Here is a 26859-nt window from a genome sequence, read left to right as displayed (position 1 = left end):
TTATTTTAATTCTTTAGGTTTATCAGTTTCTAGTATTTTTATCAAATTGATTATCTTCCGTTTTTTAGACTCCATCCAATAACTTTTCTGGAAAATGTACAAAGCAAATACTGTTGCAATCAGGTAGTGGTAAAAATAAAGCGAAGCACCTGTAAAACTTGTTATAAGAAGGTACCATAGATAATATTTGGCATAATGATATTTGGGCGGTATGGGAACAGTTAAGCTTTTTATCCAAATCAAGATATAGCCAGCAACAGCAAAAATTCCAAACATGGCATAAACAGCGATTAATCCTAGATCTGAAAGGAAATAACCCTTTCTGTCTGCTAGGTTTTCGATAAATTTTCCATAAGTAGACATCCCCCAATAAGGAGAACCGTTTCCAAATACCTGACTCCAAAAGTTAGGCGAGAGATCAGTAATAAAATATTTGCCGGCCAGAACCCTGATATAATTTTCATCTACCCTTGTGTCGCTTTCTTTTTGTGTATCCATCAATCCTTTTACCATGGGGATTTCAGATTGGATAAGTACCATAAAACCTAAAGAAAAAATCAAAAGGAAAAGTGCCTTTTTTATGTTTGATGTTGCTTTTGAGAAATGCAAAACATAAATGAGCAATACTCCAGCAATGTATTGCCTGGTAACTTGCATGATTGGAATTACTAACCCAAGGGCCGCTATTATTACCCAAAACCATTTGTTTTTACTTTCTTCAGAGGTGATTTTTGTAATAGCGATAAAAATGGATAAAAGAAAGACTCCTTTTGCAGGAAAGATTATTCTAACAGTACCCCGAGACTCTAGGAATTCTTCTCCCCATAATGGTTTTCCGAAAAAGACCGTGCCTGAATTGATGTATTGAAATAGGTACAGCCCTACATAGACCAAGCCATAGGCTACAACTACTTTTTCAATGGTTTTGATGGGCATATTCACACCAATCAAAACAAAGAAAAGTGGCCAAATCAAGTATTGCGTATATTCAATTAGGCTATCCCAGTATTTTTGATCCCAAGAATAATTGGCCATCACAATAGAGAATAATATTGAAAAAAATATCAGTTTTACTGGAAGATTAAAAGGTCCTTCTTTGTAAGGGCCTAATATTACAGCTAAGGAGATAAGTCCCCATACCGTCAGAAAGGAGACATAATTGACCAACCTTTGATCCAAAAAATTTGCATCAAAAAATCTTAAGGTAATCGGAACAATGATTGCGAGAATGATTAATAAGTAATACTTTTTCATGAACCCTTAACCATTAGATTTTTTGAAAACCAGCCCGATGTGAGTAATACTAAAGCTGCAATTAGAATTTTGAACAGGATATTTATCTCTCCTAATAAAAAATAAGATGAAAGGAATAGAAGAATTGCCAAGCCACCCATTAAGAAACTATCTTTTATTTTTATAGAAATGGTTTTTTGAAACACATACCATATATAAAACTGGAATAGTGCTGTTGCTGATAAATATGCGATTGATAATCCCAGTGCCCCATAATAACTTCCGAAATAGACGATGGGCGTAGAGAATAACATATTCACTATCCCTATTTTTAATATTTTTTTCTCATTGTCTGTGGACCCTAGTATCGTTCCCATCAAACTGTTGACTGAGTTTAAGAAAAGCACCCAAATTTGGATCTGACAAACAAATACAGCAGGTAGATAGCTTGCAGGAAACAAGAAGCCTAAGATCTCCATGGCAAAGACTGTAAATAAAAAACAGAGGACCATTCCTAGAAGCATAAAATACTTGAAGTTATCCTGTATCGTTTTTTTGAATTTTCCTTTGTTGGTAATCCAAAGGGCTGAAAAATTGGGGAAAATAGCAATAAGTGCCATGTCCAATACCATAGATATGGGCCCGGTAAATTTATCTGAAAGGTTATAAAAGGCTACCTCATCAATACTGGAATTGATATCAAGAAAGTTATTGGAAAATTTTGTATAGGGCATGGCTACCAAGGTAAGGGCAAAATACGGCCAGCTTTCTTTTAGTAAACGTTTGGAGGAAGTCCAAAAATCTCCAATTTTTCCAAGTAAGAGATTGAATTTTTTTAAGCTGAAATAATATGCCAGGTTTTTGATGACATTTAAAATCAAAAAAGCAACGACCAGATAATTTACCTGAATCAGTTCTACCGGGGCTAAAAAAACATAGACAAACCAAAGAAAACCTGAACTGAAGTTGATTATTGCAGTGGGAAGCATGATTTGATGTCCCAAAAATGCGGTTTCAAAAATTTTACCAAAACAGGAAATGAGAGCAAATAAAAACACCATTGCCATTTCAAAGCCACTAAGGTTTCCTAAAAAATAATTATACCCTATATAAACACCTGCCATCCCAAGGATAGAAATTATCCTTAGAAGCATTCCATTGTAAACCAAGTCATTGGTTCTTTGTGGGTCTCTTGCAATGGATCTAACCACGATCATCATGATGCCTAGGTCGGCAATGGTCATGATCAATGTACCTTGTGCTATTATAAAGGAGTACAGGCCATAATCATCCGGGTGAAGAAGTTTGGTTATTTTTAAAATGGTCAGCAAGCTGAAAACTTGCGAAAGTGCAGAACCTATTGTTAAATAGGAGAAATTCTTAAAGACCTTATTGTGAAATATCTTGGAGAGCATTTAAAAAGTCTGTAGCCGCTTGTTTGCGGGCTTAAGATATAATATTTTTTTTGATTTTTCTCTTTAGTAAGTTGGAGTGCGGTAATGTTATTTTCCTTGCAAATAATTTTTTGGATTTTTGAATTTTTTCAAAGTCATCAGAAGTTAGTATACTTGGGCTGTTACTAGCGCGTTCATCCCAATTAATAAAGTACAAATTATCATTAGCTACATGTTCTTTATATGGGGAATTCATGACCAATGTATGGAAGAAAAATTCATCTGGTGCAAAGGTATATTTCATGGATTTTAAATATTCTGGATGAGTTTTCAAATAGTCCATACAAAATTGAAAGCAAGATCCAGTCAATGAACACCAACAAGATCCCCCAAACAGTTTTAAATTTAGGTGGGACAAATCCCTTTTAATGCCCAAAAATTTTTGAATGCGTATTAATACCCTGATTATTTTGAGACCAAATTTGTTTTTAGCATTGAATTGGTCATAGAAATGATAGTATTTCAGTCTATCTAAACCACCATTGCCCGCCCAATTAGCACTAGGTAATCTGAAGTGGTGGAGGAATTGTTTCCCATTGTGTTTTTCGAAATAGGCTATAATCTTTTCTGGAGATTGAAGGGGTGTGTCATGTCCGCTCATAAGGTGAATGTAAGCATAGTCCTTGATTGAAGGAATTTGTCTGCCTAACCAGGTGAAAGCCTTTATAATGGAGTATCCTCCCCATTTTATTTTATGTCGTTGTTTAATTATTTGTACATTTTCAATGTTTTTAATTTTCAAAATATCTTCCTCCTCGTAATGGGCTCCCTTATCTAAATGGATGAAAAAATGGAAATTTTCATCAAACATGTTGACAAGATCAATTAAATGATTGAGCTGATTATGAGCCAATAAGAGAATTGCATGTTTTTTCATTTAATATTTATGTTTTTAGCCAACACCAGAGTTGAATGAACCCTGTTCTACCTCGAAGCCTTTTGAGTTGAGGGCTGTTAGCTTTTCAAGGAGGTTAGTGGAAACAGGGTTTATAAATTTTCTGGCAAACAATTTTTCAGAGCTTTTTAAAATTGGGAAGAAGGAATCATCTAAAGTAACGGGACTAGGACCGTCTTCCCAACTAATAAAGAACAAATTGTCATTTTTGACTGACTTTGCAAAGCTGGAGTTCATAATGATGGTGTGAAAGATCATCTCATCGGGCGCAAAAGTATGGCTGATCTGATTGAATAAATCCTTTTGTTTATCAAAGTAGGAAGTACAATATTTCATACAATCAGCCGTAAGAGAAAACCAACATGACCCTCCATACATCGGAGGTAGTTTTTTTTCGATATTACGATTAAGTTTCATGTATTTTTGGATTTTAACCATCAGGTTTATCAGCCGTAGCCCTATGGTGCTTCTGCCATTTATCCAATCGTAAAAATGATAATGATTAAAGCGTTCCAAGCCGCCATTGTGCCACCAAGGTGAAGGTAAGGGATAGTGGAGTAGGAATTGTTGCCCATCATTTTCTTGGTAAAAATCCAAAATATCTTTCCTTGTTTTAATGGGAAAATCCTGACCGCTTAAAACAATGATGTATTTATAATCCTCATTTTTTATTGCTTCACGCCCAAGATCGAAAATAATTTGAGTAAGCTTTACACCTCCCCAATTCACTTTATATTTCTGACTAAATAGTTTTACATTAGGCAAATCAGTAAATGCTTTTATCTCTTTGTCAGATAAATTGCATTTTTTGTTGAAGTGAATATAGAAGTCAAATGATTCCCCCAAATAATTGATTAATTTCAGTTGATGGTCAGGATTTTGATGAGCTATCAAAAGTACAGCATGCTTTCTCATAATTCGTTTTATAGATTGAGTGGTTAAACAAATGCTAAATGGACAAAGTGATTTTGTGAAAATTCACTTGTATTGATTTAAAAGAAGGTGAAAAAAATCGTCTATTTTGAATCATGGGAAGCCCTCATCACTAGGACTATAATACTCTTAATATAATTAAATTTTATTTTGCTCCAACCATAAATGATCAATTAATCTTCCTTGCGGTAATTCAACATCCGCAAATGTGATAGTCTGATCCTTTTGAATGTTATTTTTTACGATGCAGCCATGGGATAGTCCCATAGGTAGTAATTTCTCTTGGAGTGCAGTATCGTGGTTTTCGCATAAACCATAAGCTTTGAATCCCCCTATGCCATCCAATCGATCTCCTGGTTTTAAATCTGTTTTGGCCACCGTAACTACATCTACAACAGGGCCATTTTTGGGAACAATTACAGGATCATCAAAGTCAATTAATCTACAGATAGAGCTAGCTATATCGAAAAACAGTAAATGAAAAGGAACATAAAAACTGTACAAGGGGCCATCTCCTAATTTACCATATTTCAAGTACTTTATAGAGTAAGGGTCTTTAGCCTCTGCGAAAACAAAAACTCCTGGGGAGGGTTTGGAGCCAATGACAAAATCTACAATTCCACCTAAAGATCTGATTTGTTCCAAGTCAAACATACCGGTCATTTCATCCACGTGGCCGTCGTACTGATAGCCCAACATACCTCTCTTCGCTACTTTCATGCCGGTAGCATTAGCAATGCAAGACTGCTCGAAAGCAACCTTTGTGCCGTCTGCAAAGTTTGTAGCCATCTCAGGTTGCATACCCCAAGAATCCGCAAATCCTTTTTGGGTGGCAGGTGTTCTGTAGTAGTCCAACATGCCTTTGATGTTACCACAGACCCTTGGCTCAAAGCCCATACCTTTCACATACCTGTAAAGGTTCATGGTGACTCCTGGCTGGTCACCATCTCCCAAAGAGTATTTAACTCCAAGTTCCTTCGATTTTTTATAAAGAATAGGACCTAGAGTGGAGTCTAATTCCGCATTAAAAGACAACACATGCTTGCCTTTCTCAAAAGCCTTCAATAAAGTCTCAGCCCCAAACTCAATGGAACCTGTGGATTCAACTACAACATCTAATCCATCAAAGGACAGGAAGGAATCAATATCTGAGGTTATCCAAATTTTACCTTCTTGAATGATCCTTGTAGCATCCTCTAAGTTATTGGAATGTTCAAATTCAGGAATATTTAAAGCATTCAGAACAGTTTCAACCCTGGAAGGGGTTCTGTTATAAATTGCAGTCACTTCCATTCCTGGTGTGTAATGAAATATTTGGTTGATCATTCCCTTGGCCATTTCTCCCGCGCCAATCATTCCGACCTTGATGGGATTGTTGTTTCTGGCTCGTTTTTCCAACGCTTTATCTGTAAGTATCATAGGGATTTAAAATGGAGAGTTAAACATAGATAGTAGAGGCATATTTTGGTCTTTTTCCGATACAATAGGAGGGATGTCAGGCCAAATAATACCACATGAGTCCCACTTAATGCCCGCATCGCATTCAGGGTCATAAACTGAAGTGGAGCGGTTTAAGAATATTGTGTGGTCTTCCAAAGCCATAAAACCATGTGCAAATCCTTCAGGAATAAATAACAACTTGGGTTGGCGCGAATCTATCACAGTAGTGTAGTGCTTTCCGAATGTAGGAGAGTTTTTCCGTAAATCTACAGCAACATCGAAAATACTGCCACTTATGCAGGTGACGCTTTTGGCATGACTAGAGGGTGGTACTTGGAAATGAAGTCCTCTTACCACCCCTTTTTGAGAAATCGAAAAATATTCTTCTGGGAAACTTAATGGCAAATTTAAGTCAGCGAATGTGGGCTGATGAAAGACTTTTGTTAATGAACCCCTGTGGTCTTCAAAGGACCTGAGTTTAACTTCAAAACAGCCATCAAGACTTGTACTTTTTAATTCCATTACAATGCATATCTATAATCAAAGACATTTTTCTTTTCCAGCAAGGATTTTTGATCCTTAAACACCTTCCAACCTGTGAGTAAAACAAGGTGATCAGAAAGCTCTACTATTTTTTCTAGGTCATCAATGTAATCGATTTTCAAGCTCGGGTAGTGTGTTTTAAATTCATCAATTGCAATGGGGTCGTAAGCATAAATCTTTTCATAACCTCGTTGAAGAAGAATCTCTATAACCTCTTTTGGTGGTGTAATACGCACATCATCTGAGTCTGGCTTAAATGATAATCCTAAAATACCGATAGCTTCATTTTTGGAAGCTTTCTTTTCAACCTGATCTACCAAAAATGGCTTAATGTCCTGATTGGTCTTGAGGTTTGCCTTTAATATTTCTGGTGAAAAACCATTTTTTTCAGAAATTTTCACCAGTGCTGAGGTGTCTTTTGGTAAACAGTACCCGCCATAACCGCAACCTGGGTAAACATAACTTTTCATACCTGCTGGATTACCGTACCATCGCTTATCTTCATGTAAGATTTGAAATGCCTTTTTTACCTGAATATCTCCAATAGCTCCTGCTATCATTGACATTTCATTGGCATAACTGATCATGGTAGAAAGCAAAGTGTTAGATAAATATTTGATATACTCTGCAGTGTTGTAATTGACATAATGAATGGGAGCATGGAAAGGCTGATAGATAGCATCCAAAATGGTTTTGGAAGTTTCGTCTTCAACGCCTATGACTACTCTATCAGGCTGTATAAAATCCTCCCAGCAGTACCCTTCCCTTAAAAATTCAGGATTGGAAGCAAAGCCAATCTTTCTGTTTGGCTTGGCTTTCAGGATATTATTGACATGAGGAATTACTTCTGCGGATACGGTAGAAGGGGGAACAGTCGATTTGGTAATCAATACTTGAAACTTATCGGTATCAACAGCTAAAACTTGGTCAATTGCTCCAAGCAAATAGGTTAAATCTGCACTGCCATCTGATTTTTCAGGAGTACCTACACATAGAAAGATAGCATCACTTTCTTTGATGGCATTTTCAAATGTTTCGCTTAAGAAAAATGTTTTCTCATGAGTTTCCTCCAAAACCTCCTTTAAATGAGGTTCGTGAAAAGGTATGATAAAGTTCTTCAATTTATTAAGACGTTCCTCATTGACGTCAAACCCGTAGGTTTTAAATCCTTTTTTTGCAAATCCTAGTCCAGTGGTCAAGCCAACAAAGCCTAACCCAAGTATTGAAATTTTCATAGTTTTCCGTTGTTTATTTTTAAAAATGTCAAAAACCTTTTTACTCCTTCCTCAACATGAATTTCAGGTTGGTAATCGAGCATTTCTTTTGCTTTTGAAATATCAGGACATCTGCGGTTAGGGTTATCAGTTAAATAATCCGCATCATCCGAAGTTTGGAAAATTGCTTGACCTTGATAACCATAGACTTCTTTGGCAGCTTTAACAAACAATTCGGCAAATTGCTTGACTGAAACTTCAGGTTTGTCAATCCCTATGTTGAAAGCTTCCAATTTACCATGGCAAAGCACTTTCAGGTAACCCGTGATGGCATCTGTGATATAACAAAAAGTTCTTGTGGGTTTACCATCAGAAAACATCACCAAATCCCGTCCTTCATGTACGCATTTTGCGAAATCAGCAGGGAGTCTTTTGTCATTGATATTCATCCCAGGCCCGTAATTGTTGAAAGGTCTGGCGATGGAAATTGGCATTTGGTACTTTTCATGAAAAACATAACAAAGCGTTTCTCCAAAGCGTTTGGCCTCATCATAACAAGCACGAGGCCCCATGGCAGATACATTGCCTCGGTATGTTTCAGGGGTAGGAATAAATTCCGGGAAAGGATCTCCATATATTTCACTGCTGGAGAAAAAGAGGAAACCTTTTATGGGCTTATTGACATAGAAATCCAAAAGTCTTCTTAAGCCCGTGATATTGGCATCGATGGTCTCCAAAGGGTAAATCCTGTAGAATGTAGGTGAAGCAATAGAAGCACCATGAATGATCAGGTTGGCATTTTCTATGCCTTCAATGGTATTTGGATCATCGTGAATGATATCGAATGTATGCAAGGAAACTTTTGGGTTTTCTTTTTCCAATGCTTCCAGCCAATCTTTGGTGCCTGTGAGAAAATTGTCAAGCCCTATGATTTGTTTAATTCCCAATTGTTCTGAATAAGCACTTAAGAAATGCATGAAATAATAACCTAAAAACCCACCACAACCGGTTAAAAGTACGGTGGCATCTTTAAATTTCTCTTTTTCCGAAGCAGAAAGTTTATTGAAAATATATGCTAAATCTTCTGCTAGAATCCTATTTTTTTCCATTATTATGATTGTTTGAAACAGTTTATTTTATTGCCATTTTTTCCACGGGGCATTTCCAGCATTCCACATTTCTTCAAGAACATTTTTATCTCTTAAAGTATCCATAGGTTGCCAAAACCCACTATGCTTGAATGCGGATAATTTTCCTCTATTGGCCATTTCTTCTAAGGGGGTTCTTTCCCAGATGCAGTCATCTCCATCTATAAAATTCAAGGCTTCTGGTTCCACTACGAAGAAGCCCCCATTGATCCAGGCATTGTCTAACCCATCTCCTTTAGGCTTTTCTCTAAAATGTGTAATTTTTGCATCGTCTTTTCCCAATGTGAATGCGCCAAAACGACCAGGCTGTTGGACTGCGGTAAGGGTTGTAAGTGCCTTTTGATTCTTATGAAACTGAATTGCGGCTGTGATATCCACATCACTGACTCCATCTCCATAAGTCAAGCAGAAGGCCTCATCTTGAATATGTTCTGCGACTCTTTTGATTCTACCTCCAGTCATCACATTTTCTCCAGTGTCTACCAAAGTCACTTTCCAGGGCTCTGATTGTTTTTTGTGGACGACCATAGTGTTGTTGGACAGGTCAAATGTGATATCTGACATGTGGAGGAAATAATTTGAGAAATACTCCTTAATCATATACCCCTTGTAACCGCAGCAGATGACAAAATCGTTGATGCCATGATTGGAATATATTTTCATGATGTGCCAAAGAATGGGTTTACCACCAATTTCCACCATGGGCTTAGGGCGCACCCCACTCTCCTCGCTTATTCTGGTGCCAAATCCACCAGCTAAGATTACTGCTTTCATTTTATTAAATTTAAGAGTTGGCTAAAATCGATTTATTTATTTGGTATTTCCTAAAATGCTGTATTTTAAAAGATTATATGCAGTTTTACCTTTTTCTAAAATTTTTTCTGACTTATTGAGGTTATTTTCGGTTTTGTTAGTGAAGTCAATTACTTCTTGAGATGTAATTCTTGGTGCAAAAACCAATAAACCTTCATTAATTAAAAATCGGTCCACATCCAGGAGTTCTGCTTGATACACAGAAATAGTAGGAATGCCTAATATTGCCATTTCCCTGGTCATCGAACCTCCTGCGCCAATAAATGCCAGGCAATCTGTGGCTACAGTCAGAAAATCAAGGGGCTTTTCAGGGACGGTCACGTTGTTTTGAAACTTACGGGTATAGTAATTAGCCTGTTCAGTGCCTCTAGTCAAAACAACTACCTGATATTGGGAGCTTAGTTCAGAAATCAATTTGTCCAAAAAGTTTTCTTTTCCTTTATAATATTGTGCTGAAACCGGCTCTGGCCTGATGTATATTTTATTCTGCTTGTTTTTTTCTCTTAGAGACTTAATGTTCAGTGCCTTTTTCCATAAATAGATACCCTCTTTAATCCCGGGATATTGTGTGATTTTTTTCTTTGATGCACCTTGACTAAGGGCCTTTTTAAGAGAAAGCTCACTGGGCAAAAATATGGTGTCGGCAAAAAGAAAAGAAGGTATATTGCCTAAAGCATGCTCATTGTCATTCGTGTATATGGAGCGGATTTTAAGTGACCTTGCCGTAAGGGGTAGATAAAAACTACTTTGCCCTACTGCCAAATCAATTTTTTTGTTTTTCAAAAACTTTCTAAGATCAAGAATTCTACCTGGAAAAGCGATTAACTTTGAAAGCAAAGACTTTTTTACTCCAGACCCAATTACTTGAAAATCCCAACCTTTTTGATTCAGCAATTGAACCGTATTGGAAGAATCTCTACATGTCATCACAATTTCATGACCTAAAGCATTTAATTCCTCTATTAAGGGTTCAAAAAAACTTACTTGTGGGGTATTAATAAAATCTATCCAGATTCTCATCCTTGTTTATAAAAAGTAGTAATTAAGTATATTGGACTTCTGATACGCTACTTGGCATGATAATAACCTCCGGCATATTTTTTTCCATAACCGTAGGTAAGCTCCATGGTAGCATCATTAAGCACTATCATTGGTTTTTTGAATTTTTTGTTGGCTCTGATATCCTCAATAGTTTTTATTTGTGATTTTGTCGAGTGATTTAGCCTGACCATAAAAATGGTTAAGTCGGCATGGTCAGCAAGAACAAAAGAATCGGAAACAAGGCCTACAGGTGCTGTATCAATAATGACGTAATCATATTTTTTCGCTAAACGATTGATCATATCATGTAACTTATCGCTAATCATCAGTTCTGCAGGATTCTCCGGAGTTGTTCCGCAGCCAAGCACGGATACATTTTCCATCTGCTCTAATGGATGAATGATATCTTCCAATTTATAGGTATTATTTTCAAGATATTCTGAAATCCCAACATCTGATTCAATACCAAGTGAGGATAATAGTGCCGGTCTCCTTAGGTCAAGTTCTAAGACAGCAACTTTTTTACCGATTAAGCCCAAACTTGCTGCCAGGTTTACGCTAAAGAAGGTTTTCCCTTCTCCGCTTATTCCCGAAGTGACCATGATTACCTGGTTGGTTTTTCTTTGTAATTCAGTAATCATATTGGTTCGGATAAACCTAAATTGCTCAGCTAGTAAACTTTTTTTACCATTTCCAATTACAAGGGTGCCCTCATTGGTATTATTTCTGGAAACTTCTCCTAGGATTTTTGTAGCAGTGATATGCTGGATATCTGACTTAAACTCAATTTTTTCCGACAAAATATCTTTAATATATATCAACCCATAAGGGAAAATTAATCCAAGAATTGTCCATATGCCAAATATCAATACTTTTTTCGGCTTTACAGGATAGTCTGTCGGTGTTGGCGGATCAATGACCTTGGAGTTGGAAATTGAGGTGGCAGCCAATGTAAGTGCAGCTTCTTCTCTTTTTCGTGTCAACAATAAATAATGTTCTTGCTTGATTTCCTGTTGCCTACTAATTTCCAAGAGTTCCCGCTCTATGGTAGGTACTCTAGAAGCTCTTGTTTGGAATTCCCCAGAGGTTTCCATCAGACTATTTCTAGAAATGACCAAGCCCTGCTTTATATTTCTAATGTTTTCTAAAATATTTTTTCTTAAACCTATTAATTGTTCATTAAGGTTGGTAACGATTGGATTATTGGGCTGGGTAGTTCTTAACATCCTTTCTTTTTCCCTTTGAATGCTGTTGAAATTAGTGATTAAATCAGCTAGCGTGGGATCCTGAATAGAAAGTGTACTTGGTACCATTCCAAATTCATTGCCAGAAGACATGATATACTGTTCAATAGATTCCAAGACACCGATTTGAACTGAAAGTTCGCTTATTTGCTGTCTGTTTGCTGTTGTACTGTTTAAAAATAATTGTGCTTCAGCACTTACATCAGTAATGGCGTTATTAAGCTTAAACCTCTCTGCTTTCCTTTCAATGTCTGCTAATTCTGCAGTTAAATCGATGAGCTGTTCATCGATAAAATTCAAGGTGTTTAGCGCTGTTGAGTTTTTCTCATTGTCAGCTTCTTGATTATAAATTTCAATTAATTTATCTAATACTATCTTTCCTCGTTCAGGATGAGAGTTGTATAAGACCAATTCGATTACACTGGATAATTTATTGACTATTTCAACTTTTAAATTTTCAGCGAAATCTTTACCTACCCCAACAGGATCATAGAAACCAACTTTGATTTCATTTTCATGATGTAAAAATTGGGGGAAATATTCTGGATTTTTCTCCACGGTAAAGGTTCCGAAAAAGTTTGTCAATGATTCACCAAAATCTGCCTTAACTTTTGGAGCATTGGGTATTTGAATTTCAAATTGTTCCTCACTGAGGATTTTGATGACTACTGTATTGTCTTTTACCTTTGGTGGGAAGGGGTTTTTTTCTATAATGTTGATTTCAACAGGAACTTCAGGCCCATAGATTTCCTTCCATCTGAATAAGCCATTTGGGACAAAATAGCCATTAGTGATTCCTAGCTCTTGGCAGGCTTTAATCATTAAGCTTTCAGATTTGAAAATTTCAGCTTCATTTTCTACTGTGGTGGTGCTGCTGAATCCTGTCAAATTATTTACAACTGCATTCGAGTTGAAATCAGCCCCTTTTTCTTTATCTTTTAAGAGAAGGGTTGCTTTGATTTCATACTGCGGTGTAGAAAAATAAGTAATCAAAAATGCAGCAATTAATGCTATCAATAAGCCGGAGGCAAACCACTTCCATTTTTTCAAGTATTTGAAAAATAATAGTTTGTAATCAACTTTACCTTTGCGGGAAGATCTATTTTCTTCCTCTTCTAATTCTTTCAATAATTCTGAAATATTCATTTCAATAGTTTTTTATAGACGTATCAGAATATTAGTTATTCCATCTGAAGTTTAGAATAACGATGGTAGCTAAGCTTATCGTACTAGTGATAATAGCAATTTGTGCCGGGTTGGTATCTGCCTGAACCGATTTTGTTTTGTAAGGTTCTACATATACCACATCATTTTGCTGGAGATAATAATAAGGAGATGTCAAAATAGTTTTGTCATTCAAGTTCAAGCGAGTAGCTGTTCGGACTCCATCTTTTTCTCTAATAATCATAACATTCTCTCTTCTTCCATAGGCCGTCATATCTCCTGCTAAGCCCAGGGCCTCCAAGATCGTGATTTTTTCTGTGGGAATAATAAAAGAATTCGGAGTTTGAACCTCCCCAATTACTGTGACTTTGAAGTTCATAAAACGAATATTGATAATAGGATCTTTTACATATTCGTTTAAGAGACCACTCATTTTGTCAATAGCTTCCTGCTTAGTAAGACCTTTTAAATTGATTAAACCGATAACTGGATAATTGATATAACCGTCTTTATCGACCAGGTAATTCTCATTGATAGGATTATTCACTATCGTATTGTTTCTATCTCCTGATGGCATCAATACGCCTACATTAAAAAGCATGTTAGATTCTGGATTTAAACTTGTAACAGTAATGCTTAACAGATCGTCTACCTGAATTCTAGGCTCGTTGGACATTTCAACCGGAACAGAAAATTCCATGTCCTGATAAATATCACTGAAGTAGACTAAATTCCTTTTGGCACATGAGAAAAGTGAAATGCTCAGAATTGCTAGAAATAATAATTTTTTCATGGTCTATTTTATAAAATATTTGGTAATATACTAATTCCTTGAACTAAAATATAGCTTCGCCCGCTCAGTCACAATCTTGTTGTGCTTAAATCGAAAAAAATAGCGACTATCGCTTAATTTTTGGTCTATTTTTTTGAAACTCATTATTTGAGTCCAATACAAATGCAATAATACAAAATAAATTCATAATGCAAATAAATGTGTTTAAAAAACTTTTTTATTATTTTGAAAATTTAATCATTAACTCCTTAGCTCTAGTATTTTGATCATGAGGAAGTGATAAAAAAATACCATTCAATTAGATAATTGAATGGTATTAAAAACTTTTATGAAACAGGATTTATACTTTTTATATAAATAAGGAACTTATGGATGTGTTTCCTGTAACAGCGTGAATAGCTTTTGCAAAGAGATCTGCTACAGAAAGCACTTTAATTTTAGATGAAGCTTGTTTCAACGGTATAGTGTCCGTAATAACAAGTTCTTGGAGTACCGAATTTTCTATATTTTCATATGCTTTACCGGAAAGAACACCATGGGTAGCTATTGCACGTACAGACTTAGCGCCTTTATCCATTATGATCTGGGCTGCCTTACAAAGTGTACCTGCAGTATCAACCAGGTCATCAACTAAAACGACATCTTTCCCTTCCACATCTCCAATTACCTGCATGGAAGCTACTTCATTAGCTCTTTTTCTATGTTTGTCACACACCACCATTTCCACTTCAAAATGTTTGGCATATGCTCTGGCTCTTGCAACTCCACCTACATCTGGCGCAGCAAAAATCAGATTTTCAGACAATAATCTTTCTAGATAGGGAACAAATATGGCGGAACCATTTAAGTGGTCCAAAGGTAGATCGAAAAAGCCTTGTATCTGACCGGCGTGTAAATCGCAGGTCATGATCCTGTCTGCACCGGCAGAAGTCAACATATTAGCGATCAGTTTAGCGGCGATGGAAACCCTTGGCCTGTCTTTTCGGTCCTGCCTGGCATATCCGTAATAGGGGATGACCGCACAAACCTTGTAAGCACTTGCTCTTTTAGCTGCATCTATCATCAGACACAATTCCAACAAATTGTCAGAAGAGGGCATTGTTGACTGGATTAAAAAAACGGTACAGCCCCTTACAGATTCATTGAAGCTTGGGGACATTTCACCATCACTGAATTTGGATATGGTAAGATCTCCTAATTTTTTCCCGTAATGTTTTGCGATTTTTTCGGCAAGCGATTGGCTTTTTGTACCTGAGAAGAGTTTGACCTCGGTCATGATTGGACGGTTCGTTGGTAAGGTTTTGTTTCAAGCTCACAAAGATAAAAAAATTGATTATAAAATAGCTTTTTACCAAATGGTATTCTTCAGGATTCTTGATGTCTATGCATTCCTTAATGCAATAATTTTACCCTTTTCAACCAATGCAACAGCATTATATAGATCTAAAGACAAACAAAAATCAATATCTTTTTCTATATCTTGATTTTGTAAACGTTTGGTATGTGAAGCATTTGAAATAAAATCTTTTAAATTTTTGCGCTGAGTTTGATAGAGCGTTCTAAAAGCCAATGTGCTGTCACATTCCGTTACATAGTAGGAGTCGAGTGAATCCGCTAAAGCACCGGCATATAAAGAGTCTTCTAAATTAAATTTCCCTTTCCACCCTGCACAATAGATTAAAAGGTCTTCTTTCGTATTTTTCAAATAAGAAACTGTAGCATTCAAGTTAATGAATGCGCCGATCAGTACTTGGGAGGCTTCTTCTCCAATGGTATCAATAGCATTTGTCCCATTGGTAGTTGTAATGGCCAGTTCTTTTCCTTTATAGATACCTTTCAAATAGGCCAAAGGAGAATTACCTAAATCAAAACCTTTTGCTTGTTTCCCATCCCGTTCACCGGCAATGATAAACCCCTTTTCTTGCATAGCCTTACAAGCATTCAAATCTTTAAAAGGTGTTATCGAGGAAACACCATTAGCCAATGCAGCTACAATTGTGCTTGAAGCTCTAAATATATCTACAATGATTACAATTTTCCCTCTGCTGTCATATAGGTGAATTAATTCCGGGGAAAGGCAAACTTCTATTTTTTTCATGCTGCAAATATAATAACAATTGCAAGGAAGTAGGATAATAACAAACCTTTAAAAATGAATTTTAAATATAAAAATTTGCTTTTTAAATTATTTTGATTTAAAATTGAGCGTTGAAACAATTCAGTTTTGATCAATAGGCCTGGTACTTTGTGTGTTAGAACATTTATCCTTTTTAACAAATTAATTTCGAACTGTTATGGAAACAAAATTTGTAATTATTCAAGAAAGCTCCAACCAAGAATTATTAGGAGCTAATAAAAGACCAATTTCCAAAGCCTTTTTACCCAAAGCGCAAGGAAAATCACCTTTTGAAATCGCTGTCGAAGTAAATAAAGGTTTATATGATTCACTAATGATCGTTGGCCAAATATCCAATTTTAAATATTCCAGAAGCTTATTAATGAAAATAGGTATTTACAATTATGAGGAAATTATCGAAGCATGCTCAAAAAACACTGCTGCAGATTTTGCTTTTGCAGCATTTGCCTCCAGTCAAGAAGATGTTTTGTTTGTTACCAATCCCATTTTTTCGGTACCTGTGAATGATTACTATAATAATACATTAAGACATGCAAAGCGATTGGCTGACCAAGGGGATATTGTAGTGGTAGATTTTTATAAGGAAGAGCTTTCTCTTGGCAAAAAAGATCATGAGGATTTACTTCAAAGGGTTTATTGTTTCAAGGCCTCAACTTTCTTAGATGAGCTTTTGAAACATGAGCCAGACACTTATTATGCTACAAAAAGAGCCCACTTTAAGAAAAGCGGTAGCTTTATTAATGAGATCTTAAATGACCTGATACCTAGCCATTCAATTGAGGAGGCTGTTATTGATAAATCGGATAAAGTAAAAGGCATTAACGCTTTTATAAATGTCAACGATCATTATCAAATAAACAACTTTAGCAGTGATCAAATAGCTTCTTGAGAAATCTTAAAAATTAAATACGTTTTATATAATGTAAATTACAGAAAAATGTATAAATTTATATTGTTAAGATTTTTCAAAATCTCGCACTATTTGATGGGTGGCTGTAACACTGGAATGTATTCTCTAATTCTAAAGCAATAATTTAAAGACACATAATTGTATTTCAAATTAAAAAAAATGCTTTTAAATTTTGCAAATCTTATCTTTAATATTAATTTTGTCATATTGGTAGGCTAATCGCTTTAAATAAGCTTTGAGCCATTGACTATCAATTATTTATAACTTCGTTGTCATGGAAACATTACTTTCAAATCCAGTTCCTGGCTTGAAAATCAATAGGAAATCAGAAGATTCTGTGATTAGGTTTTCTGAAAATCTTTTAGACAGCTTTCAAGTTTTGTCTAAGCGGGTGATGGATATTTTATTGTCTTCTTTATTTTTAGTATTTATTGGACTATGGTTATTTCCAATTATTGCTATATTAATTAAAATTGACTCTAAAGGGCCGGTTTTTTACAAACAGTTAAGGGACGGTCAGTTCAACACTAAATTTTATTGCTTTAAATTCAGAACAATGACTTTCAACCCTGAAGGTCAATTTAAGCAGGCTACAAAAAATGATCCTAGAATTACTCGAATTGGTGCTTTTTTAAGGAAAACCAGTTTGGATGAACTTCCTCAATTGATAAATGTCTTAATCGGTGACATGTCTATTGTAGGTCCTAGACCGCATGCTGTAGAAATGAATATAGACTGTGAAAGAAAATACAGTAATTATAGATTACGACATTTGGTTAAGCCTGGTATTACTGGATTGGCTCAAGCAAAAGGATTCAGAGGAGAGATTAAAAAAGAATTTGATATGAGGGGAAGGTTAAAGTTAGATCTTTTGTACATCGAAAAATGGAGTTTCTTTTTAGATATAAAAATCTTATTCCTCACAGTAAAAGGTATAGTTTTGGATAATGGGAATGCTTATTGAAATTTCGATTTAATTTAAGTGTTTGTTCATTTTTATTTATCATAAAAAAATAAAAAAGGCTGTCTAATTTTTTAGGCAGCCTTTTGATGTTAAATTTAGTATTATTTAAGTAAGGGTGTTTTTTCTATTTGCGCTTTTAATTTTTTATTTCTCACGCTGATATAAATTTCAGTTCCTGGTGTACTATAAGCCGTTTGAACATAGCCCATGCCTATTCCTATTCCCATGGATGGGGATATGGTGCCAGAAGTGACTTCACCTATAGTCTCTCCTTCACCATTTAAGATAGGGTATTGAGATCTTGGAATGCCTTTTTCCTGCAGCACAAAACCAATTAATTTTTTAGCTACACCTGTTTCTTTTTGATTTTTAAGATTATCACTGTTGATAAAGTCTTTGCTGAATTTTGTAATCCACCCTAAGCCAGCCTCCAATGGTGAGGTATTGTCATTGATATCGTTACCGTATAGACAATACCCCATTTCCAATCTGAGTGTATCTCTTGCTCCAAGGCCAATTGGTTTGATATTCATATTTTTTCCTGCTTCGAAAATAGCACTCCACACTTTTTCAGCATTTTCATTTTTAACATAAATTTCAAATCCGCCTGCTCCAGTATACCCGGTACCTGAAATAATAACATCTTCTACGCCTGCAAATTCACCCACCACAAAATGGTAGAATTTGATTTCTGATAAATTTACAGATGTCAAAGACTGTACAGCTTCTATCGCCTTGGGCCCTTGTATGGCGAAGAGAGATATGTCGTCTGAAATATTTTCCACATTAGCTCCCATGGTATTATGTTGATTAATCCAAGCCCAATCTTTTTCTATGTTTGAAGCATTAACCACCAACATATATTTATTGTCTACAAATTTATAAACGATCAAATCATCAACTATCCCCCCTTTATCATTAGGGAAACAGGAATATTGCGCCTGACCATTGGCAAGCTTAGAAGCGTCGTTGGAGGTGATTTTTTGGATAAGTTCTAAGGCCTTTGGTCCAGTTACCATAAATTCCCCCATATGGGAAACATCAAAAACCCCCACACCCTCACGGACAGCTTTGTGTTCTTCAATATCCGAGGAGTAGCGAACGGGCATATTATAACCTGCAAAAGGAACCATTTTCGCCCCCAATGATTCATGGAGGTCATTTAATTGAATTTTCTTGATAGTATCTTCCATAATTGGGTTTATTTCTAATTTGGGCAAAGCTAATTTATAAAGGTGGATTACGAAAAGACCGTATGCATAAAAAAGGCCACTTCCTAATGAAGGTGGCCTAATTGCTTTTAATTTTTTATGAATGATTAAACTGAAAAACTTTCACCACAACCGCAGGTTCTGGAGGCATTCGGATTTACAAACTGGAAACCCTTTCCGTTTAAACCATCTGAGAATTCAAGTGTTGTACCCGCTAAATATAATAGACTTTTACGATCTACAATAATTTTAATTCCCTTATCCTCAAAGATATGATCTGTTTCAATGACATTTTCATCAAAACCTAGATCATACATTAAGCCTGAGCATCCTCCACCTTTTACGGAAACTCTGATGTTTTCCTTATCGGCTCTTCCTTCCTCTTTTTTCAATTCAAGGATTCTTTCTTTTGCTTTATCTGTAATGACAATCATATCTAAATTTACTAATTCATCAATAAAACAACAAACATGTTTATTTTTGAAATGATTCAAAAATAAAAATAAAATTGAAATGCGAAAAATTGAACATCTGGGAATTGCGGTAAAAGATCTTAAAAAATCTAATCAACTATTTGAAAAACTGTTAGGTGAAAAACTCTATAAGGAAGAGTTAGTGGAGGGCGAAGGGGTTAAGACTTCTTTTTTCATGGTTGGAGATACCAAAATAGAATTGTTGGAAGCTACGCGTGAAGACAGTCCAATTGCAAAGTATTTGGATAAAAAGTCTGAAGGGATTCATCATATTGCTTTTGATGTAGAGAATATAGAAAAGGAAGTAGAAAGATTAAAAAAAGAAGGTTTTGAAATTTTGAATGAAATACCCAAAAAAGGAGCTGACAATAAACTTGTGGTTTTCCTACATCCTAGGTCAACAAATGGAGTTTTGATAGAATTGTGTCAAGAGATAAATCAAAAATTATAGGGCTTTTTATACCATTTTCCATGAGATTTGTCATTATATAAAATTTTTATATATAAAAACTTGTTTTTTAAATAATAAATAAAGTTTTTTGTATCATTCAAAAAGCAGTTGACAATACTGCCGATAATTGTTTAATGTTTAATGTAGAGTAATGGTTGTTAGTAGATCAATTGACCTTAAAGAAAAGAAAGGAGTAGAGGTTATCCCAGGATACCAATGTTTAGAAGTATTAGGTTATGATGTCTTTTCCGGAAAATTGGATATCATCCAAGATACTTCCTGTAAGGTTCTCATAAATACAATGAGTCCGAATAGTTATGGCGTCGCGTTAAAGGACAAGTTGTTTGAAAAAGCTTTGAAGGGTTCAGATCTCTTGGTATTGGACGGGGTTGGAGTTGCTTTTGGTTCTTTGCTACTCAATGGGAAAAATATTAAAAAAATTGCTGGGCAGGACTGTTTTGATTATTTCTTAGAGCTTTCCAACAAAAATGGCTGGAGAGTTTTTTTCTTAGGCTCTACTGATGATACTTTAAAAAAAATGAAATCCAGGGCTTTGAATGAATATCCGAATATCAAAGTAGAATATTTCTCTCCTCCTTTTAAGCCTGAATTTGACGAGGAGGATAATTCTAGAATGGTTACCATAATTAATGATTTTCAGCCGAATGTTTTGTTTGTAGGCCTTACAGCTCCCAAGCAAGAAAAATGGGCATTTCAACATAAGGAAAAAGTAAATGCAGGGATAATTTCTACAGTTGGGAATGTTTTTGACTGGTATGCCGGAAATAGTAAAAGACCTGCGAAAATTTGGATCAAATTAAGGTTGGAATGGCTAGTTCGAATATTTCTCAGACCGGAAATATTCAGAAGAAATACCAAGAATCAAATGATGTTTTTAAGGGATTTATTCCTCCATATTTTACATATAAAAAGAATTAAATAACATGTTAAAAGTAGCATTAATTGGTGCAGGTAAGATGGGAATCTCCCATCTTTCTATTCTGGGAGCGCATCCGGATGTTCAAATTGTTGGTGTCTGTGATACCTCCAAAATCGTATCCGAAGTTTTAGAAAAATACAGTGGCTTTGAGTGTTTCACCGATTATCTAAAAATGGTCGATAAAACCAAACCTGATGCGGTATTTGTAGCAGTTCCTACCAAGTTTCACTACAAGATGGTGAAAGATCTATTGGAAAGAGGAAAACATGTTTTTTCAGAAAAACCATTTTGTCTTAATCCACAGGAAAGTAAGGAATTAGTGGATATTGCTAAATCGAAAAAATTGATCAATCAAGTAGGCTATCACAACAAATTTGTAGGGACGTTTCAAGAAGTTAAAAGAATAGTCGATGCAGGATATATCGGAGATATACAGCATTTTACAGGTGAAGCCTATGGTCCTGTAGTTATTAAAAAGAAGAGCGAAACATGGAGGTCTGATCCCAACGAGGGCGGGGGATGTCTAATGGATTACGCGTCACACGTTATTGATCTTATCAATGATATATTGTCACCAATAGATTCCTGTAAAGGTGCCATGTTGAAATCCATTTATTCCAAACAAGTGGATGATGCAGTGTACGCTTTGGTGGGCATTGAGTCTGGAGAAACAGGTGTTATCTCAGTCAATTGGAGTGATGAAACTTACAGGAAAATGTCTACTTCCGTGACAATTATAGGTTCTAAGGGAAAAATTGTTTCTGATGCCAATGAATTGAAGGTCTATTTTAAGACGAAAGATTTCCCGGAAGGATACAGTAAAGGCTGGAATGTTAAATATGTGACAGATTTAACAGAAGAGGTGAGTTTTTACCTTCGAGGAGAAGAGTATTCAGCTCAAATCGATTATTTTATCAAAGCGGTTCAAGGCATTGTACCTAATGTGATCAATACTTTTGAAAGTGCTTGGAAAACAGATTTATCAATTTCAATTATCAAAAAATCTTCATAATTATGGAAAGGATATTATTTGGCGATAACCAGTTTTTCGCTGTTAACCATATTTCGGATGAGAAATCCAGGGCTCAGGCCATCAAATTTAAAGATGATGCAGCCATCATGAAAGTATTGGATGATGCCCGTGCAGCAGGAATAAATACTTTTATGTGTACCACGCATGATAGGATAGCAAATGTCTGTGATATCATCAGAGATAACCCTGAAAAGTATGAGGGTTTCAAAATTTACCCCTGTATGCCCTATGCCCACAAATATGCCAATGCAGTTACCGAGTTAGGCATTGTAGGCACTTTAAAGGAGTACGTTCCAGGCAATTTCTTTGGTTCTTTGTTTAAGGGAGGAATGGCTGTTATTTCTAAAGACTTCATTTCTATTATGGAGCTTTTGATAGACGCAGAAATGAAAATGTTCAAAGGAATAGATACACCGGTTATATTTCTTCAAAATGTAATCACTGATCTTTTGCTTGGTTTAGGCATGAAGGATTTTTTAATTGCCTTTGCTCATCATATTGAAAAGAAATATAACGCAGAGGCGGGCTTCATTACGATGAACCTACCCCAGTTACTTCCTGTACTTGAAGAAGGTGGGATTAAAAATCCAATCATCTGCGCTTCTATCAATAAAGTTAATTTTAGAATGTCAGGTGGTAAGGAGCTTTACGAGCAAATTCTTTCTGAGGGTAGAGCAAGGGTAATTGCCATGCAAGTATTGGGAGGTGGAGCAATACCTGCCAGAGAAGCCCTAGAATATGTAAGTAAACTTCCAAATGTGGAATCAATCCTTTTTGGTGCTTCCTCAAAGCAAAATATTCAGAATACTGTAGAAACTATTAACCATTATGATAGCCAAAAAATAATGGTGAGTTAATTTATAATGAATTTGAAATTAAAAACTAGCCCCATTCAGGGCTAGTTTTTTTATTTTGAAAGGTTCGATAAATTTACTTAACATGAAGAAATAATACACTGCAAACAAGAGATAGGTAGTGTCCATATACTACTTAGTCCCCTGTTTAATGGCCAATTAAGAATTCGCCTTATCTTTGTGAAAGAAATAAATACGTTATCAAGAAAAATGTCAGAAAAAAGAACAGAAATCAGCGAAATTGGGGAATTTGGATTGATAGATCATTTGAATCAAAGTATCAAAATCAAACATCAATCGACGATCAAGGGCATAGGAGACGATGCGGCAGTCATTGATATTGAAAATGAACGTGTATTGGTGGTGACAACTGATTTATTGTTAGAAGGTGTACATTTTGATCTGACCTATGCGCCACTGACTCACGTAGGTTTTAAAGCGGTGGCGGTCAATATATCGGATGTAGCGGCCATGAATGCCATTCCTAAACAAATAACCGTTAGCATTGCTCTTTCCAATCGTTTTTCTGTTGAAGCAGTGGATGCATTATACGCTGGAATAAATGCGGCAGCAGAACATTACGGGGTTGATGTAGTCGGAGGGGATACTACTTCATCCCGTTCAGGTTTGGTAATTTCTGTTACTGCACTTGGTGAAGTATCAAAAGATAGACTAGCCTATCGTTCAGGTGCTAAAGAAAATGACATTATATGTGTTTCAGGAGATTTAGGTGGCGCATTTATAGGTCTTCAAATCCTTGAAAGAGAAAAACAAGTGTATTTGTCCAACCCCGGCATGCAACCAGAACTTGACAAATATCAAATTGTTACCGGAAGGCAGATAAGACCTGAAGCCAGAATGGATATTGTATATGAACTAAAAGATTTCAATGTGGTTCCAACCAGCATGATGGATATTTCTGATGGCCTGGCTTCTGAATTGTTTCATATTTCTAAGGCTTCCAAAGTTGGGGTGACCATTTATGAGGATAAATTACCGATAGATAAGCAGACTTTTGATACCGCTGTTGAACTCGGTCTTGACCCTATCACATGCGTGCTCAATGGGGGAGAAGATTATGAATTGCTATTTACAATTGATCAGAAAGACTTTAAAAAATTAGAAAAGCATCCAGACATCCATTTTATAGGTCATGTAACAAAGCCTGAAGGTGGGAAAAACTTGGTTACTAAAAGCGGTACAGTTGTTCAGCTTAAAGCACAGGGCTGGCAACACTTCTAAAGATCTGATTAAAATTATGGATTGATTTTTTTATCTCAATTTTATATTTTTAGGTAGATTTTTATGATTGATTTTTCTTCCACTTTGCCGCTGCAGGTTTTTATTGATGACAGAGAACCTGAAACGCTCTTTTTGGAATTTGAAAAAAGAGCTAATCTTTTTGTGACCAAGAAAAGACTATTTGTTGGGGATATTCTATTTGATGATGAAATGCAAGTGGAAAGGAAAACAGTACATGATTTTTCTCAATCCTTAAAAGACGGAAGGCTGTTTGATCAGCTAAGAAAAATGTCAAAAACCAAAATAAGCACCATTTTAATCATAGAAGGAAATGAAGAGCAGCTTGAAAAAAGTAAGGTGAGATCAGAAGCGATTCAAGCTGCCATTGCAGCAGTTTCCTTTAGTTTCAAAATTCCTGTATTGAGATCGGAAAATATAGCCCAAACTGTTGACATGATGTTCCATTGCTATAGGCAGTTAGAAAAAATAAACGCCTTAAGGTTTCCTCCAATTTGGAACAATATCAAGAAAAAAAGCCACCATTCATACGACCCAACCCTTTTAAAGAAACTAAGGGTCTTGTCTGCTTTTCCAGGATTAGGGCCACACCGTTCCCTAAAACTTATTCAGAAATTTTCTACACTTGAAAAATTGTTTTCCTCCTCAAAAGAAGATTTTTTATCTGTCGAAGGCATTGGGAAAAAATCTTGGAATGGTTTTGATGAGATTTTAAGGAGCTAGTCAAGCATATCTATCCCTTATTTTGGGAATATTCTTCTCAGGTATGAAGGCGATCTTACCTCAGTTGATGGCAGAGCATTTTAATCTTCAGGGTAAGGAATATACACAAAACTTGTAAACTCTTTGTCCATTACAAAAAGACAACAGAATTCGTCTGGGTTTTTATAGGCCTTTTTAAAGTCTTCCAATAAGTCTTCCGCTATCAATTTCCTTTGCATAAACTCATCCAAATAAGTAATGTAGTAATTCCAGTCCAAGCCCTTTTCAGCCTTACCCATGAATAACTGTCCAATAGGCTGCTCTTCCTTAGAAATGGGGAAAATAGGGAACTCTGAAAATTTCCTACTCCTTACCTGATAGGAAGCTTCTTTCAGGACTTCTGAGATCTGCACAAAATCTTTTGTGATCGTACCTAAGTATTTCCCTGAGAGTTCTGGATCATTAAAGTCTGAAATCATGATTTAAGTATTAATCGTACAACATTTTCTACATGATAGGTTTGTGGAAACATGTCCACAGGTTGTATTTTATCAATTTGGTATTTTTCTGACAATAAAGCGATGTCCCTAGCCTGGGTAGCTGGATTACAACTCACATATACTATTTTAGGCGCTTCAAGCCGTAATAGCATTTTCACTACATCCTCATGCATGCCAGCTCTTGGTGGATCAGTAATTACCACATCGGGTTTAGGATGATTGTTTAAAAACTCATCATTGAGTATGTCTTTCATATCTCCTGCATAAAACAGGGTATTCTCAATCCCATTGATTTGGGAATTGATTTTGGCATCTGCAATAGCAGCTTCTACATATTCTATTCCAACGACCTGTTTAGCCCTCTTGGCAACAAAATTAGCAATGGTTCCTGTTCCTGTATATAGGTCATACACTACTTCATCACCATTTAATGAAGCAAATTCTCTGGCAACCTTATACAGTTCATAAGCTTGTTCCGAATTGGTCTGGTAAAAAGATTTTGGGCCAACCTGGAACCTGAGCCCTTCCATTTCTTCCTCAATAAAGTCCCTTCCATGGTGAGTGATGACTTCTTGATCATGAAAAGTCTCATTCTTTTTTAAATTGACGATATAAAGTAAGGAATCAATGAACGGGAATTCACTTTTTAAATACTCCATCACCTTTTGAATACCATTAGGGTCATTTTCGCCAAACTGAACGATCACCATAATTTCCCCCGTACTGCTGCTCCGGATAATCAGGTTTCTTAGCAGTCCTACTTGATTCCTAAGATCAAAGAATGTCAAGCCTTCTTGAAGTGCAAAAGTTCTTAAGCTGTTTCGGATATCATTGGAAGCATTGCCCTGTAAATAACAATGGTCAATATCAACGATTTTATCAAACATTTTGGGAATGTGAAATCCCAATGCATTCCTTTCGAAAGTTTCTTCAGAATTGATTTCTTCTTTGGTCAGCCACCTGTTATTGGAAAAAGTGAAATCCAGCTTATTGCGGTAATATTGCGTTTTTTCAGATCCGATTATGGGTAAAACCTCAGGTATATCGACTTTACCAATCCTGGTAAATTGGTCGATGACCTGTTGCCTTTTGTAAGTTTTTTGAAGCTCGTAATTGATATGCTGCCATTTACAGCCTCCGCAGGTTCCGAAATGGGAACAAAAGGGCTTTACCCTATCTTTGGAAAATTCATGGAAAGCGATGGCTTCCCCTTCCATAAATGAACTCCTTCCTTTGGTTACCCGGATATCTACCAGGTCTCCGGGAGCAACGTTAGGTACAAAAACAACTTTTCCTTCATAATAGGCCACACATTTTCCCTCTGCAGCAATTCGCTCAATCCTAAGATTAGGGAGTACTTTGTTTTTCATTTTTCTGGACATGGCCGCAAAATTAATTAAAAATATGGATCGGCCTTAGGTATTGCATAGCAGACTTTCTTTTTATAAATCTTAGGGTTGGCTTTACTTGCTTTTCGTCTTTTAAAAATAAAAAGGAATAGCTGTTCAT

The 26859-nt window shown here is 35.9% G+C and carries 26 protein-coding genes; 8 read left to right on the top strand and 18 right to left on the bottom strand.

Annotated elements, in window-relative coordinates; all coding sequences use genetic code 11:
* The 14 genes from B879_RS00565 to B879_RS00500 form a co-directional block, all read right to left on the bottom strand.
* A complete protein-coding gene (locus B879_RS00565; protein WP_009183171.1) occupies positions 1-1254 on the bottom strand; it encodes a hypothetical protein in 1254 nt (417 codons plus the stop codon).
* A complete protein-coding gene (locus tag B879_RS00560; RefSeq protein WP_009183170.1) occupies positions 1251-2648 on the bottom strand; it encodes an oligosaccharide flippase family protein in 1398 nt (465 codons plus the stop codon). Before B879_RS00560 ends, B879_RS00565 begins: the two co-directional genes overlap by 4 nt.
* A 31-nt stretch (positions 2649-2679) precedes the next feature.
* The gene (locus tag B879_RS00555; protein ID WP_009183169.1) at positions 2680-3564 is read right to left on the bottom strand and encodes a beta-1,6-N-acetylglucosaminyltransferase; all 885 of its coding nucleotides are present in this window, start codon (positions 3562-3564) and stop codon (positions 2680-2682) included.
* Positions 3565-3579: 15 nt separating this feature from the next.
* Positions 3580-4497: a beta-1,6-N-acetylglucosaminyltransferase gene (locus B879_RS00550; RefSeq protein ID WP_009183168.1), complete on the bottom strand. Its 918-nt coding sequence runs from the start codon at positions 4495-4497 to the stop codon at positions 3580-3582.
* A gap of 156 nt (positions 4498-4653) precedes the next feature.
* Positions 4654-5934, bottom strand: coding sequence for an NAD(P)H-dependent oxidoreductase (locus B879_RS00545; RefSeq protein WP_009183167.1), 1281 nt, complete (start codon positions 5932-5934; stop codon positions 4654-4656).
* A 6-nt stretch (positions 5935-5940) separates the two neighbouring features.
* A complete protein-coding gene (gene rfbC, locus B879_RS00540) occupies positions 5941-6477 on the bottom strand; it encodes a dTDP-4-dehydrorhamnose 3,5-epimerase (RefSeq protein WP_009183166.1) in 537 nt (178 codons plus the stop codon).
* Positions 6477-7733 (bottom strand): UDP-glucose dehydrogenase family protein, encoded by a 1257-nt coding sequence (locus B879_RS00535; protein ID WP_009183165.1) that lies wholly within the window; start codon positions 7731-7733, stop codon positions 6477-6479. Before B879_RS00535 ends, rfbC begins: the two co-directional genes overlap by 1 nt.
* Complete coding sequence (locus B879_RS00530; protein WP_009183164.1) at positions 7730-8821, bottom strand: NAD-dependent epimerase/dehydratase family protein; 1092 nt, start codon at positions 8819-8821, stop codon at positions 7730-7732. Before B879_RS00530 ends, B879_RS00535 begins: the two co-directional genes overlap by 4 nt.
* 27 nt (positions 8822-8848) lie before the next feature.
* Complete coding sequence (gene rfbF, locus B879_RS00525) at positions 8849-9634, bottom strand: glucose-1-phosphate cytidylyltransferase (protein WP_009183163.1); 786 nt, start codon at positions 9632-9634, stop codon at positions 8849-8851.
* Positions 9635-9670: 36 nt separating this feature from the next.
* Complete coding sequence (locus tag B879_RS00520) at positions 9671-10693, bottom strand: DUF354 domain-containing protein (RefSeq protein WP_009183162.1); 1023 nt, start codon at positions 10691-10693, stop codon at positions 9671-9673.
* A gap of 47 nt (positions 10694-10740) precedes the next feature.
* The gene (locus B879_RS00515; protein WP_009183161.1) at positions 10741-13104 is read right to left on the bottom strand and encodes a GumC family protein; all 2364 of its coding nucleotides are present in this window, start codon (positions 13102-13104) and stop codon (positions 10741-10743) included.
* Between the two features lie 31 nt (positions 13105-13135).
* A complete protein-coding gene (locus B879_RS00510) occupies positions 13136-13915 on the bottom strand; it encodes a polysaccharide biosynthesis/export family protein (protein WP_009183160.1) in 780 nt (259 codons plus the stop codon).
* A 349-nt stretch (positions 13916-14264) separates the two neighbouring features.
* The gene (locus B879_RS00505) at positions 14265-15191 is read right to left on the bottom strand and encodes a ribose-phosphate pyrophosphokinase (RefSeq protein WP_009183159.1); all 927 of its coding nucleotides are present in this window, start codon (positions 15189-15191) and stop codon (positions 14265-14267) included.
* A 105-nt stretch (positions 15192-15296) separates the two neighbouring features.
* Positions 15297-16013, bottom strand: a complete 717-nt coding sequence (locus B879_RS00500; RefSeq protein ID WP_009183158.1) for a 2-phosphosulfolactate phosphatase — start codon at positions 16011-16013, stop codon at positions 15297-15299.
* Positions 16014-16209: 196 nt separating this feature from the next.
* Here B879_RS00500 and B879_RS00490 point away from each other — a divergent pair, with 196 nt between their 5' ends.
* Both B879_RS00490 and B879_RS00485 read left to right on the top strand, forming a co-directional pair.
* Positions 16210-16941: a glycosyltransferase family protein gene (locus B879_RS00490; RefSeq protein WP_009183157.1), complete on the top strand. Its 732-nt coding sequence runs from the start codon at positions 16210-16212 to the stop codon at positions 16939-16941.
* 295 nt (positions 16942-17236) lie between these two features.
* Positions 17237-17926 (top strand): exopolysaccharide biosynthesis polyprenyl glycosylphosphotransferase, encoded by a 690-nt coding sequence (locus B879_RS00485; RefSeq protein ID WP_009183156.1) that lies wholly within the window; start codon positions 17237-17239, stop codon positions 17924-17926.
* Positions 17927-18027: 101 nt separating this feature from the next.
* Here B879_RS00485 and gcvT read toward each other — a convergent pair whose 3' ends face one another.
* Positions 18028-19119 carry a glycine cleavage system aminomethyltransferase GcvT gene (gene gcvT, locus B879_RS00480; protein WP_009183155.1) on the bottom strand — a complete coding sequence of 364 codons (1092 nt, stop codon included), beginning with the start codon at positions 19117-19119 and terminating at the stop codon, positions 18028-18030.
* 125 nt (positions 19120-19244) lie between these two features.
* Positions 19245-19571, bottom strand: coding sequence for a HesB/IscA family protein (locus B879_RS00475; RefSeq protein WP_009183154.1), 327 nt, complete (start codon positions 19569-19571; stop codon positions 19245-19247).
* A gap of 79 nt (positions 19572-19650) precedes the next feature.
* Here B879_RS00475 and mce point away from each other — a divergent pair, with 79 nt between their 5' ends.
* The 6 genes from mce (at position 19651) to B879_RS00445 (ending at position 24871) form a co-directional block, all read left to right on the top strand.
* Entirely contained in the window at positions 19651-20061 is a 411-nt protein-coding gene (gene mce / locus B879_RS00470; RefSeq protein ID WP_009183153.1) for a methylmalonyl-CoA epimerase, read from the top strand.
* A 151-nt stretch (positions 20062-20212) separates the two neighbouring features.
* The gene (locus B879_RS00465) at positions 20213-21004 is read left to right on the top strand and encodes a WecB/TagA/CpsF family glycosyltransferase (protein ID WP_009183152.1); all 792 of its coding nucleotides are present in this window, start codon (positions 20213-20215) and stop codon (positions 21002-21004) included.
* A 1-nt stretch (position 21005) separates the two neighbouring features.
* Positions 21006-22013: a Gfo/Idh/MocA family protein gene (locus tag B879_RS00460; protein ID WP_009183151.1), complete on the top strand. Its 1008-nt coding sequence runs from the start codon at positions 21006-21008 to the stop codon at positions 22011-22013.
* Between the two features lie 2 nt (positions 22014-22015).
* Entirely contained in the window at positions 22016-22891 is an 876-nt protein-coding gene (locus B879_RS00455; protein ID WP_009183150.1) for an aldo-keto reductase family protein, read from the top strand.
* A gap of 207 nt (positions 22892-23098) precedes the next feature.
* Positions 23099-24130 carry a thiamine-phosphate kinase gene (gene thiL, locus B879_RS00450; protein WP_009183148.1) on the top strand — a complete coding sequence of 344 codons (1032 nt, stop codon included), beginning with the start codon at positions 23099-23101 and terminating at the stop codon, positions 24128-24130.
* 63 nt (positions 24131-24193) lie between these two features.
* Positions 24194-24871 (top strand): ERCC4 domain-containing protein, encoded by a 678-nt coding sequence (locus B879_RS00445; RefSeq protein WP_009183147.1) that lies wholly within the window; start codon positions 24194-24196, stop codon positions 24869-24871.
* 80 nt (positions 24872-24951) lie between these two features.
* On the opposite strand, the gene B879_RS00440 is transcribed toward B879_RS00445, so the two are convergent.
* Together B879_RS00440 and rlmD are read right to left on the bottom strand one after the other, a co-directional pair.
* Positions 24952-25329, bottom strand: a complete 378-nt coding sequence (locus B879_RS00440; protein ID WP_009183146.1) for a hypothetical protein — start codon at positions 25327-25329, stop codon at positions 24952-24954.
* Positions 25326-26732 (bottom strand): 23S rRNA (uracil(1939)-C(5))-methyltransferase RlmD, encoded by a 1407-nt coding sequence (gene rlmD, locus B879_RS00435; protein WP_009183145.1) that lies wholly within the window; start codon positions 26730-26732, stop codon positions 25326-25328. Before rlmD ends, B879_RS00440 begins: the two co-directional genes overlap by 4 nt.
* Positions 26733-26859 lie beyond the last annotated feature (127 nt).

Origin of the sequence: Cecembia lonarensis LW9, from assembly GCF_000298295.1 — a bacterium.
GTDB classification, from domain to species: domain Bacteria; phylum Bacteroidota; class Bacteroidia; order Cytophagales; family Cyclobacteriaceae; genus Cecembia; species Cecembia lonarensis.
The sequence above is the reverse complement of the archived record's forward strand: the minus strand, read 5'-3'. Positions and strand labels throughout refer to the sequence as shown.